The organism is Lentzea sp. NPDC004782 (assembly GCF_040609115.1).
GTDB lineage: Bacteria > Actinomycetota > Actinomycetes > Mycobacteriales > Pseudonocardiaceae > Lentzea.
This window is the reverse complement of sequence record NZ_JBEXJN010000008.1, coordinates 19,484-38,912: the sequence shown is the minus strand read 5'-3', so window position 1 is coordinate 38,912 and position 19,429 is coordinate 19,484. Positions and strand designations below refer to the sequence as shown.

General features: G+C 69.4%; 20 protein-coding genes. 14 read left to right on the top strand and 6 right to left on the bottom strand.

Annotated features, from left to right (window positions below; translation table 11 throughout):
- Positions 1-39 precede the first annotated feature (39 nt).
- Entirely contained in the window at positions 40-417 is a 378-nt protein-coding gene (locus ABZV40_RS09700) for a sterol carrier family protein (protein ID WP_355438019.1), read from the top strand.
- A gap of 147 nt (positions 418-564) precedes the next feature.
- Here the strand turns inward: ABZV40_RS09700 and ABZV40_RS09695 are convergent, their stop codons facing one another.
- Both ABZV40_RS09695 and ABZV40_RS09690 read right to left on the bottom strand, forming a co-directional pair.
- Positions 565-2,604, bottom strand: coding sequence for an alpha/beta hydrolase (locus ABZV40_RS09695; RefSeq protein ID WP_355438017.1), 2,040 nt, complete (start codon positions 2,602-2,604; stop codon positions 565-567).
- Complete coding sequence (locus tag ABZV40_RS09690) at positions 2,601-2,924, bottom strand: type VII secretion target (protein WP_355438015.1); 324 nt, start codon at positions 2,922-2,924, stop codon at positions 2,601-2,603. The genes ABZV40_RS09695 and ABZV40_RS09690 overlap by 4 nt, the downstream gene beginning before the upstream one ends.
- 94 nt (positions 2,925-3,018) lie before the next feature.
- Between ABZV40_RS09690 and ABZV40_RS09685 the strand changes: the two genes are divergently transcribed.
- The 7 genes from ABZV40_RS09685 (at position 3,019) to arfB (ending at position 8,554) form a co-directional block, all read left to right on the top strand.
- Positions 3,019-3,765: a maleylpyruvate isomerase N-terminal domain-containing protein gene (locus ABZV40_RS09685; protein WP_355438013.1), complete on the top strand. Its 747-nt coding sequence runs from the start codon at positions 3,019-3,021 to the stop codon at positions 3,763-3,765.
- A complete protein-coding gene (locus ABZV40_RS09680; RefSeq protein ID WP_355438011.1) occupies positions 3,765-4,085 on the top strand; it encodes a hypothetical protein in 321 nt (106 codons plus the stop codon). The genes ABZV40_RS09685 and ABZV40_RS09680 overlap by 1 nt, the downstream gene beginning before the upstream one ends.
- A complete protein-coding gene (locus ABZV40_RS09675; RefSeq protein ID WP_355438009.1) occupies positions 4,085-4,210 on the top strand; it encodes a hypothetical protein in 126 nt (41 codons plus the stop codon). Before ABZV40_RS09680 ends, ABZV40_RS09675 begins: the two co-directional genes overlap by 1 nt.
- Before the next feature lie 114 nt (positions 4,211-4,324).
- A complete protein-coding gene (gene purF / locus ABZV40_RS09670) occupies positions 4,325-5,830 on the top strand; it encodes an amidophosphoribosyltransferase (protein WP_355438007.1) in 1,506 nt (501 codons plus the stop codon).
- A 30-nt stretch (positions 5,831-5,860) separates the two neighbouring features.
- The gene (gene purM / locus ABZV40_RS09665) at positions 5,861-6,922 is read left to right on the top strand and encodes a phosphoribosylformylglycinamidine cyclo-ligase (RefSeq protein WP_355438005.1); all 1,062 of its coding nucleotides are present in this window, start codon (positions 5,861-5,863) and stop codon (positions 6,920-6,922) included.
- A gap of 53 nt (positions 6,923-6,975) precedes the next feature.
- A complete protein-coding gene (locus tag ABZV40_RS09660; protein ID WP_355438003.1) occupies positions 6,976-8,121 on the top strand; it encodes a SigE family RNA polymerase sigma factor in 1,146 nt (381 codons plus the stop codon).
- A 10-nt stretch (positions 8,122-8,131) separates the two neighbouring features.
- Positions 8,132-8,554 (top strand): alternative ribosome rescue aminoacyl-tRNA hydrolase ArfB, encoded by a 423-nt coding sequence (arfB, locus tag ABZV40_RS09655; protein ID WP_355438001.1) that lies wholly within the window; start codon positions 8,132-8,134, stop codon positions 8,552-8,554.
- Here arfB and ABZV40_RS09650 read toward each other — a convergent pair.
- Positions 8,537-9,208: a response regulator gene (locus ABZV40_RS09650; protein WP_355437999.1), complete on the bottom strand. Its 672-nt coding sequence runs from the start codon at positions 9,206-9,208 to the stop codon at positions 8,537-8,539. The genes arfB and ABZV40_RS09650 overlap by 18 nt on opposite strands.
- On the bottom strand, positions 9,205-10,740 hold the full coding sequence (locus tag ABZV40_RS09645) for a sensor histidine kinase (RefSeq protein WP_355437997.1): 1,536 nt from the start codon (positions 10,738-10,740) through the stop codon (positions 9,205-9,207). Before ABZV40_RS09645 ends, ABZV40_RS09650 begins: the two co-directional genes overlap by 4 nt.
- Positions 10,741-10,870: 130 nt before the next feature.
- On the opposite strand from ABZV40_RS09645, the gene ABZV40_RS09640 reads away from it, so the two are divergent.
- Genes ABZV40_RS09640 through ABZV40_RS09630 form a run of 3 tightly spaced genes read left to right on the top strand, consistent with a single transcriptional unit; the run spans position 10,871 to position 13,857 of the window.
- Positions 10,871-11,839: a tripartite tricarboxylate transporter substrate binding protein gene (locus tag ABZV40_RS09640; protein WP_355438323.1), complete on the top strand. Its 969-nt coding sequence runs from the start codon at positions 10,871-10,873 to the stop codon at positions 11,837-11,839.
- Positions 11,836-12,339 carry a tripartite tricarboxylate transporter TctB family protein gene (locus tag ABZV40_RS09635; RefSeq protein ID WP_355437995.1) on the top strand — a complete coding sequence of 168 codons (504 nt, stop codon included), beginning with the start codon at positions 11,836-11,838 and terminating at the stop codon, positions 12,337-12,339. The genes ABZV40_RS09640 and ABZV40_RS09635 overlap by 4 nt, the downstream gene beginning before the upstream one ends.
- Entirely contained in the window at positions 12,340-13,857 is a 1,518-nt protein-coding gene (locus tag ABZV40_RS09630) for a tripartite tricarboxylate transporter permease (protein ID WP_355437993.1), read from the top strand.
- A gap of 72 nt (positions 13,858-13,929) precedes the next feature.
- Here ABZV40_RS09630 and ABZV40_RS09625 read toward each other — a convergent pair whose 3' ends face one another.
- Both ABZV40_RS09625 and ABZV40_RS09620 read right to left on the bottom strand, forming a co-directional pair.
- Positions 13,930-15,423 carry a CoA-acylating methylmalonate-semialdehyde dehydrogenase gene (locus ABZV40_RS09625; protein ID WP_355437991.1) on the bottom strand — a complete coding sequence of 498 codons (1,494 nt, stop codon included), beginning with the start codon at positions 15,421-15,423 and terminating at the stop codon, positions 13,930-13,932.
- A complete protein-coding gene (locus tag ABZV40_RS09620; protein WP_355437989.1) occupies positions 15,420-16,421 on the bottom strand; it encodes a LacI family DNA-binding transcriptional regulator in 1,002 nt (333 codons plus the stop codon). Before ABZV40_RS09620 ends, ABZV40_RS09625 begins: the two co-directional genes overlap by 4 nt.
- Before the next feature lie 134 nt (positions 16,422-16,555).
- Between ABZV40_RS09620 and ABZV40_RS09615 the strand changes: the two genes are divergently transcribed.
- The 3 genes from ABZV40_RS09615 to ABZV40_RS09605 are packed head-to-tail and all read left to right on the top strand — an operon-like array spanning position 16,556 to position 19,415.
- Positions 16,556-17,551 carry a Gfo/Idh/MocA family oxidoreductase gene (locus ABZV40_RS09615; protein ID WP_355437987.1) on the top strand — a complete coding sequence of 332 codons (996 nt, stop codon included), beginning with the start codon at positions 16,556-16,558 and terminating at the stop codon, positions 17,549-17,551.
- On the top strand, positions 17,548-18,417 hold the full coding sequence (locus ABZV40_RS09610) for a TIM barrel protein (protein ID WP_355438322.1): 870 nt from the start codon (positions 17,548-17,550) through the stop codon (positions 18,415-18,417). The genes ABZV40_RS09615 and ABZV40_RS09610 overlap by 4 nt, the downstream gene beginning before the upstream one ends.
- A 14-nt stretch (positions 18,418-18,431) precedes the next feature.
- Entirely contained in the window at positions 18,432-19,415 is a 984-nt protein-coding gene (locus tag ABZV40_RS09605) for a sugar ABC transporter substrate-binding protein (protein WP_355437985.1), read from the top strand.
- The last annotated feature ends 14 nt before the right edge of the window (positions 19,416-19,429 follow it).

Here is a 19,429-nt window from a genome sequence, read left to right as displayed (position 1 = left end):
CGCCCGGACCGCCGCTGCCGCTTCGCTAATGTGGGCGACGTGCCAGCCAAGCCCGTCGATCCCGCCGAGATGCGCGCCGCGGTGCAGGCCGTCCTCCCCTGGCTGCGCGGCGAGGCCGACCAGCCGGAACGCCCGGCGCTGGCCGCCGCCGTCCGCCTCAGCCTGCGCACGCTGGAACAGGTCGCGCCGGGCCGCAGCGTCGAGGTGCGCGTGCCGCCGTTCGCCGCGGTGCAGTGCGTGGAGGGCCCGCGGCACACCCGCGGCACGCCCCCGAACGTCGTGGAGACCGATCCCCGCACGTGGCTGGAGCTCGCGACCGGCGCCCTGGCCTGGACCGACGCCCTGGACGGCGCTCGGGTCACCGCGTCGGGGACCCGAGCCGACCTCTCCGCACTGCTCCCGGTCGTGAAGTTCTGAGCGGCTTGCCAGAGGTCTTGTCCCCGTAACCCGCCTGCCGGTCAGTTACGTGGATGAAGGGCGCCTTCCTCCACCTGGTGTGGATGAAGGAGCCCTTCATCCACCTCACCAGACGGCGAGCTGCGAACACGACTTCCGGCTACCTGCTCAGAACCACGAACCGATCGTGTTGTCGTAGACGGACTTCGCACCGCCCGCGATCGCCCCGCCGACGTCCTTGACGACCCCGACACCGCCCTCGACGACGGCCTTGCCACCCTCGTACACGTCCCGGCCGAGCTCACCGGCGTTGCCCAGCGTGTCGGCCACCACGTCCACGGCGTCACTGCCCAGCTCGCCCACGGTGCCCACCGCGTGCCGCCCGGCGTCACCCCAGTTGCCGTGGACGATGTCGCCGGCGACCTGACCACCGCCGCGCCACACGTCCTCGCCCATGTCGACGACTTCCTTGCCGGTGTTGACCGTCCAGTCGAGGACCGGCCCCACCCCGGGCAGGTTCGAACCGGGCACCTCGACCGGCGTGGGCGAGTCCTGCCACCGCTGCGCGCTGACCTCGCCGCCGTGCCCGGTGGCGATCTTCGCCAGGTTGTCCAGCGACTCGGAACCCTTGTCGTAGTACGAAGAATGCGCGTGCCCGACCCAGGCCTCGCCGGACGTGCCGAACTGCCGCGCACCGAACGACGAGTCGTACGGCCCGGTCGACGACCCGTCCTTGGTGAACCAGTCACCGCTGGTCGCCTGGATGACCGGGTCGTGCTCGGCACCACCGACGTAGACGTGTCCACGGCCGGCCGACAGCTGGTCCACATTGGACGCACCGACACCCGGCGAGCCGACGAACGCGATGTCGTCCGCCTTCAGCCCGTTGTCCATCGCCGAGTAGCCCACCACCGTGCTGCCGTAGCTATGCCCGATCACCGTGACATGTGCGCCGGGGTTGCGGTCGCGATACTCCGCCACATCGTTGGCCAGCAGCGCCGCGCCTTCCTTGGCCTGCGCGGGGTCGTCCACCTGACCTGGCAGGAACTCCGGGGCGTCGTAGCCGAGCCACTGGATCGCGGCGCCGTCCTCGCCCATCGCTCCGCTGAGCTGCGCTGCCTGGTCCATGCTGAAGCCGCTGAGCTTGGAGGTCGTGCCCGGCACGCAGACCGCGAGGTTCTTGGCGGTGTCCGGGTTGCCGAACGCCACCGCCATCGTGCCTTCCTCGGCACCGGGCCCGTCGGGGTTCCACGCCAGGACGTACGGCTTCTTGCCGTTCTCGACGCCCAGCCGGTCGGCCTCGATCAGTGCGCCATCCGCGTCGGTGGCGTTCTTGGCGCGCCGGGCCGCGTCGTCGTACTCCGACATGAGCCGCGCACTCTCGGGGTCGTTGCGCAGCGCACGCTGACCGTCGGAGGAATTCGGGTCCACGCCGAGCTCGCGGGCTCGGTCGTCGAGTTGCTGCTTGAGATCCTGTTTCTGCGCCTCGAACCGCGTCTTGTCCTGCCTGATGCGTTCGCGGTTGGCCATGTCCAGGCCCTCGGCGGGCAGACCCCTGATCTTGGCAAGTTCCTCGGGCTTGGCCTTGACCAGCGCATTCTTCTGCTCGTTGCTGAGGCTGTCCCACCACTTGCGCACGGCTGCCGGGTCGCTGCCCGGTGGCGGCAACGGAGGCAGGGCGCCGTCGGCACCGGAGCGCTGGGCAGCACGGTCCCAGCCGCAGTCGGTCCTGGCGGACTCCTCGAAGCCCGGCGGGATCTTGGTGAGCGCGCCGGCGTATGAGCGCAGCACATTGTCGTAGCCGGACTTCACCTTGTTCAGCGAGTCGTTGACCTGGTTGGCGAGCGCGCGGGTCTGTCCCTCGTCGAGACCCGGCGGACGGCTGCGCCACACGTTGATCGCCTGGTCCGCGGCCCCGCGCATCTGGCCGTAAGCCCGAGACGCCGCCTGCACGATTTCCGCACCGGCCCCGAGTCGTTCGGCGGCAGCCTTGGCGGCGGTCGCGGACAGCTCCGCTCGTGCGGTGAACTTCGTGGCCGCGTCACCGACCCAGTTGCTGACCGCGGTCCTGCCACCCTTGGCCAGCGAATCGCCTGCGCGACCGACAGCACTGATCGCACCGGTGATCGGGTCGGCGGCCGCGGCGATCCGGCCGGCATCACCGGACGCCAGCCTGCCGTACAGATCTTCCGGATCCGGGTAGCTCACTCGCCGCCCCCGAGTCCCCGCAAGAGCTTCACCAGAACCGACGCGTGCTCGTCGTCCGTGCGCTGGTAGGCCTCGGCGTTCGAGACCAGGCCCTCAGCGGCGTCGGTGATCCACGCGGAACCGTGCTGGAGGTCCTGGGAGTGCGTGCCGACGAACTTCGCCAACGCGTCCGCGAACTCCGTCGCCGAGTCGACCTCGCCGAGCGCGCCGGCGTCGAGCTTGAGCATCGAGATCATCTCCGCTGCTTCGCGCACCGCGTCGGAGCCGTTGCCGAACTCCTTGGACGCGTTGCGCAGCAGTTCCGGCTCAACGCCGAACATCGCCACCCCCTGTTGGTCCTCGATCACTGCGACGCGCCCACATCATGGCCGGTTCCCACCTCGCGACTGGAGCATCTCGGGCACGATGTCGCTCATGGCGCAGACAGGGTGGACGGCCGAGCGGTGGACCGCTGTGTTCATCGAGCAGGCGGAGATGTTCCGCAAGGCGGTGGCGGACGCGGATCCGGCCGCCGAGGTGCCGACGCGTCCCGGATGGACCGTGCAGGACCTGGTCGTCCACCTCTCGCGCTTCCTGGAGACCTCCACGGCGTACCTGCGCACCGGCAGCCGTCACCCGATGCAGCCACCGCCCGCCCAGACCGGCCTGACGCCACTGGAGTACCTCGACCTGCAGCTGACGGCCGCCGGCGAAATCCTCACGGCCGTGCCCGGTAACCGCCCGGTGTGGACGTTCTCGCCGTCCGCACCTGACCTCGCGTGGGTGTGGCACCGCCGCATCGCGCACGAGACGGTGCTGCGCCGGTTCGACGCGCAGGCGGTCGTCCGTCAAGTCGTCGCCACGGACGCCGACCTCTGCGCCGACGGCATCGACGAGGTGCTGACCACGATCGTCGCGGCCAAGGTCGCGGGCGACGTGCCGAGCGAGGTGTCGGGCAGCGCCGTGGTGCGACCGACCGACGTGCCGGAGGCGTGGCTGATCACCCTCACCGCGGGCGAGGTGCCGGAGACGCGTGCCGCCGCTCCCGGCGAGGAAGGCGACGCGTCCGTCGTCGGTGATGCCGAGCTCGTCTACTTCTGGCTCTGGAACCGGATGAACCTCACGGAGATGACCGGCGACCGCCGCGTGCTGGACGTTCTGCAGGTCGGACGGGGGCACTGATGCGCAAGATCGCCGCGGCCCTGCTGGGCTGTCTCCTGCTGGCGGGGTGCGCGTCCAGCTGGGAGCAGCAGCTCCGCTACAAGATCGTCTCGGTCGACAACACCACACCGACCGAGTTCTTCAAGCTCGAGCTGGTGGGCGACGTCCCGAAGGACGTCCTGTGGCAGGACAGGGTGGCTTCTCAGCTCCAGCCGCCGGGTGACATCAGCGGTGACCCGAAGGTCGGGGACGAGGTGATCTGCACCGCCACGCAGAAGCAGGGCAGTCCGTTCGCGTCGTGGTCCAAGGACACCAAGCTGAGTGGGTGCAAGAAGGCCTGATGCGCGAGATCAGCGGAGGCGCGGTTGTCGGTGACGAGGTCATCTGCACGATCAAGCAGGAGAAGGGCAGCGCGTTCGGGAACTCGAACGTCCAGACTCACCTGACGGGGTGCAGAAAGGCCTGAAATGGGCCGAAGGCATGAGTTTCGTCACCTCACCAGGGGTGCGATGGGGGTGGTTGACCCCCTGCTCCACTTACACTCGGGAAGCATCCAGCGCGAGCGTGAGGGAGCCACTCGGTGGTCGCCGACCAGTCCCAGCCCGAACAGGAACCCCGTGAGGAGTGCGGCGTCTTCGGCGTCTGGGCTCCCGGTGAGGACGTCTCGAAGCTGACCTACTACGGGCTCTACGCCCTGCAGCACCGCGGCCAGGAGGCGGCGGGCATCTCCGTCGGCGACGGGTCGCAGGTCGTCGTCTTCAAGGACCTCGGGCTCGTCAGCCAGGTGTTCGACGAGCAGGTCCTGCAGAGCCTCAAGGGCCACGTGGCGGTCGGGCACTGCCGTTACTCCACCACCGGGTCCACGACCTGGGAGAACGCGCAGCCCACGTTCCGCACGACGGCCGCCGGCAGTGGCCTGAGCCTCGGCCACAACGGCAACCTGGTGAACACCGCCGAGCTGCTGGAGAAGGCCAAGGAGCTCGGCATCGTCGAGCGCAACGGCGCGACGACCGACTCGGACATCCTCTGCGGCCTGCTCGCCCACGCGGCGGCCGACAAGGGCATCGAGCAGGCGGCCCTCGAACTCCTCCCGATGGTCAAGGGCGCGTACTGCCTGACCTTCAGCGACGAGTCCACGCTCTACGCGGCGCGTGACCCGCACGGGGTGCGTCCGCTGGTGCTCGGACGGCTGGAGCGCGGCTGGGTCGTGGCGAGCGAGACGGCGGCGCTGGACATCGTCGGCGCGAGCTTCGTGCGCGAGGTCGAGCCGGGTGAGCTGATCGCGATCGACGGTGACGGCCTGCGCAGCAGCAGGTTCGCCACCCCGGAGCCCAAGGGCTGCATCTTCGAGTACGTCTACCTGGCGCGGCCGGACACGACGATCTCCGGGCGGTCGGTGCACGCGACGCGCGTCGAGATCGGTCGCCGGCTCGCCAAGGAGCATCCGGTCGAGGCCGACCTGGTGATCCCGGTGCCCGAGTCCGGTACGCCGGCCGCGATCGGGTACGCGCAGGCCAGCGGCATCCCGTACGGATCGGGTCTGGTCAAGAACGCCTACGTCGGCCGGACGTTCATCCAGCCGTCGCAGACCATCCGCCAGCTGGGCATCCGGTTGAAGCTGAACCCGCTGCGCGACGTCATCCGCGGCAAGCGGCTGGTCGTCGTGGACGACTCGATCGTGCGCGGCAACACCCAGCGCGCGCTCGTGCGCATGCTGCGCGAGGCCGGTGCGCTCGAGGTGCACGTGCGGATCGCGTCGCCGCCGGTCAAGTGGCCGTGCTTCTACGGCATCGACTTCGCCTCGCGGGCCGAGCTGATCGCGAACGGCCTGGACGACGACGGCATCCGCCGCTCGGTCGGTGCCGACTCGCTCGGCTACGTGTCGCTCGACCAGCTCGTCGCGGCGACCGAGCAGCCCAAGACGCGGCTGTGCTCGGCGTGCTTCGACGGCGAGTACCCGATCGAGCTGCCGCAGGACGCGCTCATCGGCAAGCACCTGCTCGAAGGCCTCAAGGGCGTGGCGGGCTCGGCCGCTCCCGTCCTGGCCAACGGCTATGGTGCCGAGGACGCACTGCGTCGTCCCTGAGGCCTCCAAGATCAAGTGGAAGAAGTTGACGTGACCGACAGCGCCAAGGCCACCTACGCCGCCGCCGGAGTCAGTATCGCCGCAGGTGACGAGGCGGTGGAGAAGCTCAAGCCGTGGGCGGCCAAGGCGCACCGGCCAGAGGTGCTCGGTGGCATCGGCGGCTTCGCCGGGCTGTTCCAGCTCAAGCTCGACCGCTGGAAGGAGCCGGTCCTCGCCTCCTCCACGGACGGTGTCGGCACCAAGATCGCGGTCGCGCAGGCGCTGGACAAGCACGACACGGTCGGCATCGACCTGGTCGCCATGATCGTGGACGACCTGGTCGTCTGCGGTGCCGAGCCGCTGTTCGTGCAGGACTACATCGCGGTCGGCAAGGTCGTGCCGGACAAGATCGCCGCGCTGGTCAAGGGCATCGCCGAGGGCTGTGTGCAGGCCGGCTGCGCGCTGCTCGGCGGCGAGACGGCCGAGCACCCCGGCCTGATGGGCGACGACGACTACGACATCTCCGGCACCGGCGTCGGCGTGGTCGAGCAGTCCAAGCTGCTCGGTCCCGACCGGGTGCGCGACGGCGACGTCGTGATCGCGATGGGCTCGTCCGGCCTGCACTCGAACGGCTACTCGCTCGCCAGGCACGTGCTGCTGGAGATCGCGCGCATGCCGCTGGAGGGTCACGTCGAGGAGTTCGGCCGCACGCTCGGCGAGGAGCTGCTGGAGCCGACCAAGATCTACGCCAAGGACTGCCTCGCGCTGATCGCCGAGACGGAGGTCCGCGGGTTCTCGCACGTCACCGGTGGTGGCCTGGCCGCGAACCTGGCCCGCGTGCTGCCCGACGGCCTGCACGCGACGCTCGACCGCGGCACCTGGACGCCGCCCGCGGTGTTCCAGCTCATCGCCCAGCGCGGCCGGGTGGAGCGCGAGGAGATGGAGAAGGCGTTCAACATGGGCGTCGGCATGGTCGCCGTCGTCGCGCCCGAGGACGTCGACCGCGCGCTGGCCGTGCTCACCGCGCGCCACGTCCCGTCGTGGGTGCTCGGCGAGGTCACCAAGGCCGAGGTCGGCGGGGCCGCACTCGTCGGAGACCACCCGCGTTTCTGAGGCAACCCCCTACGGTCGTCGTTGCGTACTAAGCGGCGACCGAGGAGGGGGACTTGGACCGTCGGGATCTCTGGGACCGCGAGTTCGGGGAGTTCGTCGACGCACGTGCTCTCGTCATGCGTCGCACGGCGTACCTGCTGTGCGGTGACTGGCACCGCGCCGAGGACATCGTCCAGACCGCGCTGATCAAGCTCTACGTGGCCTGGTCACGCGTGCGCAAGGACAGCGTCGACGCCTACGCGCGCAAGGTGCTGGTGCGCACCGCCATCGACGAGGGCCGCCGCGGGTTCTTCCAGCGTGAACGGTCCGTCGACGCCGTGCCCGAACTCGCGGTGACCGACGACTCGGCGGACTTCGACCTGCGGCTGGCGCTTGACGCGTTGCCGCCGGGACAACGCGCCGTCGTCGTGCTGCGGTACTGGGAGGACCTGAGCGTCACCGAGACCGCCCGCATCCTCGGCAGGACGGAGGGCACGGTGAAGAGCCAGGCCGCCAAGGGGCTGGCGGCGTTGCGCGAACTGCTGGAGGACGAGCCGAGGCTGCGGATCTACCGCTCGGAGGTCATCCGCAAGGGCAAGGCCAAGCTCGCACGCAGGCGCGCGGCCATCGCGGGTGCGCTGGCGTTCGTGCTGCTGGCGGGCCTCGGCACGGTCGGCTACCTGGCGTCGCCGCAGCGGACCTCCGACAGCGCGGGGATGGCCGCGGCGGACTCGGTGGTCGATCGCAACACCCGCCTGACCGCGGTCCTGCGCGCCGCGAACGTCGTTCCCGCCGGGATCACCGCACAGGACGTGCCGGGCGCGAAGGCGTTGGAGTTCTTCGAGCGCGACGGCCGGAGCAAGGCGGCGGCGTTGTTCGGGGACGCGCGGGGCACGAGCGCGTTCACGATCATGCTGTACCGCGGCCCCGGTACGAGCGTGCCCGAGTGCCTTGCCGGCGAGGACTGCAGGATCGAGAAGGTCGGCGCAGCCATGGTGCGGTCCGGCGTCGCACGGCGCGAGGACGGCGCCTTCGCGTACGACGTCCGCGCGTATCGCCCTGATGGCACGTACGTCGAAATCCAGAGCGCCAACATCGGCACGTTCCTCGCCGACGCCCCCGGCGTGCTGGACTGGAGCGCCCCGGTCAGCCGGCCGGAGCCCGTGCTCGACCGCGAGACGCTGATAAAGATCGCGACTTTGCCGGGCCTCACCTATTAGCCTGACAGGCATGAACGACGTGACCGTGACTCGGACGCTGGTGATCCCGGCGTCCGAGTTGCGCGAACGTTTTTCCAGGTCAGGTGGGCCGGGCGGGCAGGGAGTGAACACCGCGGACAGCCGCGTGGAGCTCTCGTTCGACCTGGCTGCCTCGCCGTCGATCCCCGAGCACCTCAAGCGCAGGATGCTCGACCGCCTGGAGAGCAGGCTGGTCGACGGCGTGCTCACGATCGCCGCGTCCGAGCACCGCGCGCAGCTGCAGAACCGCGCCGCCGCACGGGAACGCCTCGCCGCGATCCTCCGCAGCGCCGCCGCCCCGCCACCGCCGGTGCGCAAGCCGACCAAGCCCACCAAGGGTTCGAAGGAACGCCGCATCGCGGGCAAGAAACGGCGCGCGGAGACCAAGCGCGGCCGGTCAGGCTCCTGGGACTAGCGCGTAGATCCTCTCCGGCCGCCCGGTTCCGCCGTAGCGCAACCGAACCTCGGCCCGGCCGGACGACACGAAGTGCTCCAGGTACCTGCGCGCGCTCACCCGTGCCACGCCGGTCGACGACGCGCACTCCGACGCCGACAGCCCGTCCGGACGCGACCGCAAGGCGTTCTCCACGAGCCGCGCGGTCTCCGGCGTCAACCCCTTGGGCAGCAACGGTTTCGACGACGGACGAGCGCCGAAGACCTGGTCCACGTCGGCCTGTCCGGCCGAACCCAGCCGGTGCAGCTTCTCGTGCAACGACGCGAAGTGCGCGAGCTGGTCGCGCAGCGCCGAGTAGTCGAACGGCTTGATCAGGTAGTGCAGCACGCCACCGCGCATCGCACTGCGCACGGTCTCGACGTCGGTCGCAGCGGTGATCACGATAACATCGACATCCTCGTTGGCGCGCAACGACTTCAGCACATCCAGCCCGCTCTGGTCGGGCAGGTAGACGTCGAGCAGCACGAGGTCGGGTTTCAACGACGCGACGAGCTTCAACGCGTCGGCGCCGTTGTGCGCGACGCCGGCCACCTCGAAGCCCTCGGTGCGCGCGACGTACCCGCTGTGCACCTTGGCCACCATGAAGTCGTCGTCGACGACGAGCACCCGGATCACCAGGGCAGCCTTGCGGTGAAGACGGAGCCGGACACGCTCACCGAGCCACCGCGCCGCAGGCACGCCCGCCTGATCAGCGCGAGCCCGATGCCGCGTTCGCCGTGCGATGCCGCCTTGGTCGTGAACCCGTGCCGGAACACCTCTTCGGCCAGTTCCGGCGCCACGCCGGGACCTGAGTCGCGCACCACGACCTGGACCTCGTCGTCCAACTGCATCACACCCACCTCGATCCACTTCTGAACGCCGTTCGTGCTCAGCGAGCCCAACGCATCCAACGCGTTGTCGACGAGATTTCCCAGCACCATCACCAGATCCGCCGACAACGCCTCGTCGACGCGTCCCAGCACGCTGTCCGGTGCCATGCGCAGCGCCGTGCCGCGTTCGGCGGCCAGCGAGGCCTTGGCGATCAGCAACGCGGCCACGGCCGGGTCGCCGATGCGCGAGCTGACCTCGGTCCGCCACTGGTCCTGCGCCGAGCTGATCTGGTGAATGTAGTTGCTGACCTCGTCGTACTCCTTCAGCGCGATCAGCCCGGCGATGGTGTGCAGGCGGTTCGCGAACTCGTGCGCCTGCGCCCGCAACGTGTCCGTGGCGTGCTGGGACGCGTCCAGTTCGTGTTGCAGCGCAAGGAGTTCCGTGCGATCTCGCAACGTCACGACCGCTCCCGCACCCTTGATCGGCATGCGGTTCAACGTCAGCACGACGCCCTGCCGCAGCACCAGCTGGTCCACACCGGTCGCGCGCCCGGTCAGCACGTCCCGGAGCCGGTCGTTGAGCTCCAGCTCCTCGACCGACCGGCCGACCGCGTCCTCCGGCAGCGCGAGGAGGTCCCGGGCGTGGTCGTTGACCAGCGTGATCCGGTTCTGCCCGTCGAGGCCGACGACGCCTTCCCTGATGCCGTGCAGCAACGCCTCGCGGTTCTCGACCAGCGCGGTGATCTCGTGCGGCTCCAGCCCGAGCGTCTGGTTCTTCACGCGCCGCGCCAGCAGCAAGGATCCGGTGACGCCGATGACCAGCGCGATCGCCAGGTACCGCAGCACGTCCTCCGGCTGGTCCAGCGCGCCCGCGAACAGGCCGGGCTCGATCACGCCGGCGACCACCATGCCGTCGACCTTGCGGGTCCGTTCGTCGAACACCGGCACGTGCGCCTCGATCGAGCCGTTGATCGTGCCGACCCATGCCTTGCCGTCGAACGCGGTCGTCGGAGTGTCCAGTGTGGACCCGATCTGGGCCGGGTCGGGTGACGCGATCACGATCCGTCGAAGGTCGACGATCAGCACGTAGGAGGCGCCCGAGAGGCTCCGCGCGGTCTCGGCGGGCGCGGCCAGGACCCGCCAGTTGCCCATCGACGTCTGCACGACGTTCGTGGCCGCGACGTTCTCCGCCACGGACAGCATCCGGCGTTCCTCGTTGGAGCGAAAGTTGCTGCCCGTCTGGACGACCGTCAGCGCGCCGACCGCGCACAGTAGCAAGGTGACAACTACGAGTTGCCACACCAGGAGCTGGCTGGCCAGGGAACGGCGGCGGCGCATGAGACCTCCCGTGACCAGAAAGACCGAAAGAAACCTTAGAAGCGCAAGAGCGACATCAAGGTTTACACCAGAGCAACATGTCGAACCACGTGGACGAGAGGCGGGGATCACAGTGTCGGTGAAGGTGTGGGTGGCGGTGGCGACGGCGTTGCTCGCCGTCCTGCTGGTGCCACCGCTGCTGACGCCGGGTGCGGACAGCGGCGAGACCAGCCAGGTGCGGTCGCTGCGCGTGCTGGTGCCGAACCAGCCGGGCGGCGGTTACGACATCACGGCCCGCACCGCGGCGAAGGCCATGGAGGACGCCGGCCTGCTGCGCAACACCGAGGTGTTCAACCTCCCCGGCGCGGGCGGCACGGTCGGGCTCGGCCGCACGGTCGGTGAGCGCGGCAACGGCAAGCTGATCATGTCGATGGGCCTGGGCGTCGTCGGCGCGGTGTACACGAACAAGTCGCCGAACTCGCTGCTCGACACCACCCCGATCGCGAGGCTGATCGAGGAACCGGACATCGTCGTGGTCGCGAAGGACTCGCCGTACACGTCGTTGCAGCAGCTCGTGGACGCGTGGAAGGCCAACCCCGGCGCGGTGACGGTCGGCGGCGGTTCGGCACCAGGTGGTCCCGACCACCTGGCGCCGATGCTGATGGCCAAGGGCGTCGGGCTCGCGCCCAAGAGCGTCAACTACATCCCGTTCGACGGCGGCGGGGAGCTGCTGGCTTCGGTGCTCGGCGGCAAGGTCGCGTTCGGCGTCTCCGGCGTCGGCGAGTACCGCGACCAGATCCAGGCGGGCACGTTGCGGGTGCTCGCGGTGACGAGCGGCAAGCGCGTCAGCGGCATCGACGCGCCGACGCTCAGGGAGTCCGGTGTGGACGTCGAGTTCAGCAACTGGCGCGGCATCGTGGCTCCTCCCGGCATCACGCAGACCGACCGCGACAGGCTGGTCGACCTGCTGCAGCGGATGCAGAAGACACCGCAGTGGGCAGAGGCGTTGCAGCGCAACGGCTGGACCGACGCCTTCGCGCCGGGAGACCAGTTCAAGACCTTCCTGGACAACGAGAACAAGCGGGTGGCAACGGTGCTGAAGGACTTGGGGCTCGCATGACAGCGACGAAATCCTGGTTGCGGGAACGATCTGAGCTGGGCATCTGCGCCCTGCTGGTCGTACTCGGCGTGCTGGTGCTGACCGACGCGCTGCGCATCCCCACCGACTTCGCCCAGCGCGGCCCGGTCGGTCCGAAGGCGGTGCCGATCCTGGTCGGCTCGCTGCTGCTGGTCGTCGCGGTGCTGCTCGCCCGTGACGTGCTGCGCGGCGGCCGCGGCGAGGCGGAGGGCGGCGAGGACGTCGACCTGACCGCGCCCGCCGACTGGCGCACGGTTCTGCTGCTGTGCGGCGCCTTCCTCGCGAACGCCGCGCTGATCGGCGTGGTCGGGTTCCCGATCTCCGGCGCGATCCTCTTCTGGGGCGCGGCCTACGCGCTCGGCAGCCGCAACCTCGTCCGCGACCCGCTGATCGCGGCCGGCATGTCGATCGTGACGTTCCTGGTGTTCAACAACCTGCTCGGCGTCCCGCTCCCCGGTGGCCCGTTGATGGAGGTGTTCTAGGTGGAACAACTGCTCAACGGCTTCGCGACCGCGCTGACGCCGACCCACCTGCTGTTCGCCGCGATCGGCGTGCTGCTCGGCACCGCGATCGGCGTCCTGCCGGGCATCGGACCGGCGATGGCGGTGGCACTGCTGCTGCCCGTCACCTACGGCATGGAGCCGACCGGCGCGTTCATCATGTTCGCGGGCATCTACTACGGCGGCATGTTCGGCGGCTCCACGACGTCGATCCTGCTGAACACACCCGGTGAGAGCGCGGCGGTCGTCACCGCGTTCGAAGGCAATCCCATGGCCCGCAAGGGACGCGGCGCGCAAGCGCTTGCCGCCGCCGCGATCGGCCACTTCACCGGCGGCATCATCGGCACGACGCTGATCGTCCTGCTGGCGCCGTTCGTGGCCAAGCACGCGGTCGACATCGGTGCACCGGACCTGTTCGCGATCATGGTGCTGGCGTTCATCGCGGTGACGTCGGTGCTGGGTTCCTCGCGGATCCGCGGCGTGGCGTCGTTGCTCATCGGTCTCACCATCGGCCTGGTCGGGCTCGACGAGATGACCGGCCAGCAGCGCCTCACGTTCGGTTCGCTGCACCTCGCGGACGGCATCGACGTCGTCGTGGTCGCGGTGGCGTTGTTCGCGGTCGGCGAGGCCCTGTGGGTCGCCGCTCACCTGCGGCGCAAGGCGTTCGAGCCGATCCCGGTCGGTCAGCCGTGGCTGTCGAGGGCGGACCTCAAGCGCACCTGGAAGCCGTGGCTGCGCGGGCCGGTGATCGGGTTCCCGTTCGGCGCGATCCCGGCCGGTGGCGCGGAGATCCCGACGTTCCTGTCGTACGTGACGGAGAAGCGGCTCTCCAAGAACAAGGACGAGTGGGGCAAGGGCGCCATCGAGGGCGTGGCCGGTCCGGAGTCCACGGCATCGGCGTCCGCGGCCGGCACGCTGGTCACGATGCTGACGCTCGGTCTGCCGACCACCGCGGTCGCGGCCGTGATGCTCGCGGCGTTCCAGACGTACGGCATCCAGCCAGGCCCGTTGCTGTTCCAGCGCGAAGCGAACCTGGTGTGGGCGTTGATCGCGTCGCTGTTCATCGGCTTGACGCTGTTGCTGGTGCTGAACCTGCCGCTGGCACCGTTGTGGGCGAAACTACTGCGCATCCCGCGGCCGTACCTGTACGCGGGCATCCTGTTCTTCGCCTCGGTCGGTGCCTACGCGGTGAACGCGGACATCTTCGACCTGCTGCTGATGTTCGTGATCGGCGTGCTGGGCTTCGCGATGCGCCGCTACGGCCTGCCGGTGCTGCCCGCGATCATCGGCGTGATCCTCGGACCGTCCGCCGAACAGCAGATGCGCCGCTCGCTGCAGCTCTCCGACGGCTCGCTCACCGGCCTGGTCAACAGCCCGATGGCCGTCATCGTCTACGTGATCATCCTCTTGATCGTCTTCTTCCCGCTGCTCAAACGCCTCCTCCCCAGCCCAACCCCTCCTGCCGCTCCCACTCCCGAGCGCGAGAAAATCGACGCCTGAAGACTGCACGCGGGGAGCTTTCGTTCGCTCTGAGAGCACGAAAGGGCCCCGCGTGCAGGCTTGAAGCAGGGGTTAGCCGTGGGTGGGGAAGCCCAGGTTGACGCCGTGCTGCTGGGGCCAGCGGGCCGTGATGGCCTTGGCGCGGGTGTAGAACTTCACGCCCTCGGCGCCGTGGACGTGCGTGTCGCCGAACAGCGAGTCCTTCCAGCCGCCGAACGAGTAGTAGGCCATCGGCACGGGGATCGGCACGTTGATGCCGACCATGCCGACGTGCACCCGCCGCTGGTACTCGCGCGCGGCCAGGCCGTCACCGGTGTAGATGGCCGTGCCGTTGCCGTACGGGTTGGCGTTCACCAGTTCCACGGCGTCCTCGAACGTGTCGGCGCGCACGACCGACAGCACCGGGCCGAAGATCTCGTCGGTGTAGATCGTCATGTCCGGCGTGACGTGGTCGAAGAGCGTCGGTGCGAGCCAGAAGCCGTCGGCGTGACCCTCCGGGGCGTAGCCGCGACCGTCGACGACCAGCGTGGCACCGGCCGCCTCACCCGCGTCCACATAGGACCGGACCTTGTCGCGGTGCACGCCGGTGACCAGCGGGCCCATCTGGGCGTTCGGGTCGGTGCCTGGCAGCACCGCCGGGTGCAGGTCGCGGGTCCGTGAGGCGATTTTCTCGACGAGGGCGTCGCCGGTCTCGCCCACCGCGACGACCACCGAGATCGCCATGCAGCGCTCACCCGCGGAGCCGTAGCCGGCGGAAACCGCGGCGTCGGCGGCCACGTCGAGGTCGGCGTCCGGCAGCACGACCATGTGGTTCTTCGCGCCGCCCAGCGCCTGCACGCGCTTGCCGGCCGCGGTGCCGCGCGAGTACACGTGCCGCGCGATCGGGGTCGAGCCGACGAACGACGCCGCGGCCACGTCCGGGTGGTCGAGCAGGGCGTTGACCGCGAAGGCGTCACCCTGCAGCACGTTCAGCACGCCGTCGGGCAGCCCGGCCTCCTGGAACAGCTCGGCCAGCCGCACGGACGCGGACGGGTCGCGCTCGGAAGGCTTGAGCACGAAGGTGTTTCCGCAGGCGATGGCGATCGGGAACATCCACATCGGCACCATCACGGGGAAGTTGAACGGCGTGATGCCCGCGACGACACCCAGCGGCTGCCGCACCGAGTACGCGTCGACGCCACGCGAGACCTGCTCGGAGTGCTCGCCCTTGAGCAGCTGCGGGATGCCGCACGCGAACTCCACGACCTCCAGGCCGCGCTGCACCTCACCGGCGGCGTCGGAGAGCACCTTGCCGTGCTCGGACGTGATGATCTCCGCGAGCTCGGCACGTGCCTCGTGCAGCAGGTGGCGGTAGGCGAACAGGATCCGCGACCGCGTCGACAGCGACGACTCGGACCAGGACTGCGCTGCCTTCAAGGAGGAAGAGACCGCGAGGTCGACATCGGCCTGCTCGGCCAGCACGACCTGAGCCGCCACCTGCCCGGTCGCGGGGTTGAAGACGTCCGACGTGCGGGACGACACCCCTGTGGTGCGGGCGCCGTCGATCCAGTGGGGGATGGTGCTCAACGCAAGCCTCCTGGTGGGGCGGTGGTGTTGCGGACTACGAGAGAGGGGTTGAGGAGATGGCGCACGGGTTCGGTGCGCCCGTCACGAACTCGCTGCAGCAGTGCGAGCGCCGCCAACCGGCCGAACTCGGCACGGGGCTGGTCGATCGTGGTCAGCGAGACGTGGCGAAGAGCCGCCAGCGACGTGTTGTCGTACCCCACGACGGAAACGTCGGCAGGCACGCGCAGCCCCGCGTCCTCAAGGGCAGAGATCGCACCGACGGCGTTGAAGTCGTTGCAGGACAGGATGGCCGTGGGCAGCGTGCCGGACTCGATCAGCGAACGGATCGCCCGCGCACCGGCCGTGTCGGTGTACTCGGACGACACGACCTGGGGCGTGAGCCCGTGCGCCTCCATCGCGGCGACGTAGCCACGCCGGCGCGGCCCGGCCTGCGTGCCCTCACCGCCGTCCAAATGGGCAATGCGCCGGTGCCCCAACGACACCAGGTGGTCGATCGCGAGCCGCGCGCCCTGCTCGCCGTCGTCGTTCACCGTATCCACAGTGGACACACGTGACGACCGGGCCACGAGCACGATCGGAAGTTGTTCGGCCGCCTTGGAGATCGCCGTCGCGGGCACCACCGGCGAGAGCAGGATCAGCCCGGCGGGCCGGAAGGACTGCAACGACTCCAACGCGCGGCGCTCGCGGGCGGGCGAGCGGCCGCCGGTGTTGATGATGATGTCGAACCCCTGCTCGCGCGCGACCTCGTCGATGCCGTCCACGACCTCGGCGAAGAACGCGTTGTGCAGGTCGGACACCATCACGCCGAGAACGGTCGACGTGCGCGAGGCCAGCGACCGCGCCATCGCGTGCGGCGAGTACCCCAGTTCTTCGGCCGCCTTCAGCACAGCGGCGCGTCGCGCATCGCTCACCTTGGGTGAGTTGCGCATCACGAGTGACACCAGTGCGCGGGACACGCCCGCACGCAGAGCCACGTCCTCCATCGTCGGTCTGACCACCGGTGACCACCTCCCCTCACGTCACGGGCGGGAAACACACCCTTGACACCCGTGTGACGGAAGCTACAGCATTAGAGCGCTCCAACCAATAGAGCGCTCTAACACATTACGGCCGAGAACAGGGGAAACCTGCGATGCGGATCGGAGTAGCGGGTGTCGGCAGGATCGGCACCATGCACGCGACCAACCTCGCCGCACTGGATCGAGTCGACGAGGTGCTTCTCTTCGACCCGGTGCCCGGTCGTGCCGCGCAGGCGTCGGCCGAGCTGAGCGGAACCAAGGCGGTCGACGACCTCGACACGTTGCTCGGCAACGTCGACGGCGTCCTGCTCGCCACCCCGACCAACACCCACCCGGAGATGCTCCGCGCGGCGATCGCCCGTGGCGTCCCGACCCTGTGCGAGAAGCCGATCGCGAGCGATCTCGCCGAGATGACCGCGCTGGTCGAGGACGTCGAGAAGTCCGGCGTGGAGGTCTTGGTGGGCTTCCAGCGCCGCTTCGACCCGGCCATCTACGAGCTGAACCGCCGCATCCGCGCGGGCGAGGTCGGCGACATCTACCTGGTCAGGGCCGTCGGCAACGACGCGAACCCGCCGGACTTCTCCTACCTGCCCGCGTCCGGCGGCATCTTCCGCGACCTGCTGATCCACGACCTGGACTGCGTGCCGTGGCTGGTCGGCGAGCCGGTCGTCGAGGTCTACGCGAGCGGTTCGGTGCTGGTGCACCAGGCGTTCGCGGACGCCGACGACGTGGACAACGCGGTCGTCGTGCTGAAGTTCGCGGGCGGCGCGCACGCCACCCTGGCCGGCGGCCGGCACGACCCGGTCGGCTACGACCACCGCATCGAGGTGCTGGGCAGCAAGGACTCGCTGGTCGCGGGCGTCGACCCGCGCACGCCCCTGAACTCGCTGGAGCCCGGCGGTCACGTGGCCGGACCGGACGCCTACCCCGGTTTCCCGGAGCGCTTCCACCGCGCGTACGTCAACGAGATGAACCTGTTCACGCAGGTCATCAAGGGCGAAGTCGCGAACCCGTCCCCCGCGCGGGAGAGTCTGATCAGCCTTCGCCTGGCTGAAGCGTGTGAGCAGTCGCGCCGCACCGGCGCACCGGTGCAGATCGAGGGGAACTGACGAGCATGGCGAAGATCGCTGGGGCACCCATCTCCTGGGGCGTGTGCGAGGTTCCGGGCTGGGGCAACGTGCTGCCGTCCGGCACGGTGCTGAGTGAGATGCACTCGCTCGGCCTCACCGCCACGGAGCTCGGACCGCCGGACTACCTCCCGGCCGACCCCGAAGCGTTGAAGACCCTCCTGATCAGCCACGAGCTCACCCTCGTCGGCGGTTTCCTCGCCGTCACGCTGCACACGGACGTCCAGTCCACTCTGGACGAAGCCGACCGCGTGGCCGGAATCCTCAAGGCGGGCGGGGCCGAGGTGCTCGTGCTCGCCGCCGCGACCGGGCTGGACGGTTACGACGAACGACCGCAGCTCACCGACGACGAGTGGAACACCCTCGTCGACACCTGCGCGAAGATCCGTGAGATCGCTGCGGAGCACGGGCTGAGCACCGTGCTGCACCCGCACGTGGGCACCCACGTCGAGCGGGAGGCGGAGGTCGACAGGTTCCTCGCGGACTCCGATCTCCAGCTCTGCCTGGACACCGGCCACCTGCTCATCGGTGGCACGGACCCGGTCGAGCTGGCGCGCCGCTACCCGGACCGGATCGGTCACGTGCACCTCAAGGACGTGCGTGACGAGATCGCGGCGAAGGTGCGCAGCGGCGAGCTCAGTTACACCGATGCCGTGGAACAGGGCATCTACGTGCCGCTCGGGGACGGCGACGTGGACGTGGAAGCGCTGGTGAAGCTCGTTCAAGAGGCGGGCTACACCGGATGGTTCGTGCTTGAGCAGGACACGCAGCTCAAGGACGGCAGTCCAGTGGACAAGCCACTGAAGGACACCGCGCGCAGCCTCGCGCACCTCAGCAAGATCCTCTGAAGGGACTGGAGACGATGAAGTCTCGCTTGGTCATCCGCGCGGGCGTTGCTCTCGCCGGTGTTGCTCTACTCGCCGCCTGCAGCGGTCCCACTGGTACTAACACCCAGAACACGCAGAACAACAGCGCGCCGGCGACCGGAGACCTCAAGGTCGCCGTCATCACGCACGGCACCGCGGGCGACGCGTTCTGGAGCGTCGTGAAGGTCGGCGCGGAGGACGCGGGCAAGCAGCTCGGCGTCGGCGTCACCTACAACTCCGACGGCGACCCCGGCGCCCAGGCCAAGCTGATCGACAACGCCGTGTCGCAGAAGGTCGGCGGCATCGTGGTGTCGATGGCGAACCCGGACGCGTTGAAGACCTCCATCCAGAACGCCGTCAAGGCCGGCATCCCGGTCATCACGATCAACTCCGGCAGCGCGAAGAGCGCGGAGTTCGGCGCCATGGCGCACGTCGGCCAGGAGGAGTCGATCGCGGGTGAGGAGGCCGGCAAGAAGCTCAAGGCGGCCGGCAAGACCAAGCTCCTGTGCGTGATCCACGAGGCCGGCAACACGGGCCTCAACCAGCGCTGCGACGGTGCCCGCACCGGTTTCGGCGGCACGGTGGAGAACCTCCAGGTCGACATCTCCAACCCGACCGACATCGAGTCCCGGATCAAGGCCAAGCTGCAGTCCGACACGTCGTTCGACGGTGTGCTCGCGCTGAACCCGCAGGTGGCCGTGAACGCCGCGTCGGCGATCAAGGGCGCGGGCTCGAAGGCGCAGGTCGCGACGTTCGACCTGAACGCCGACGTGGTGAGCGCGATCAAGTCCGGTGACGTGCTGTTCGCCGTCGACCAGCAGCAGTACGAGCAGGGCTACCTGCCGATCGTGATGCTGAAGCTCTTCCACGACAACGCCAACACCCTCGGCGGTGGTAAGCCCGTCCTGACCGGTCCCGGCTTCGTCGACAAGTCCAACGTGGACAAGGTCGCGGAGTACGCCAAGGCCGGAAAGCGCTAGGGAGGACAGGGAGA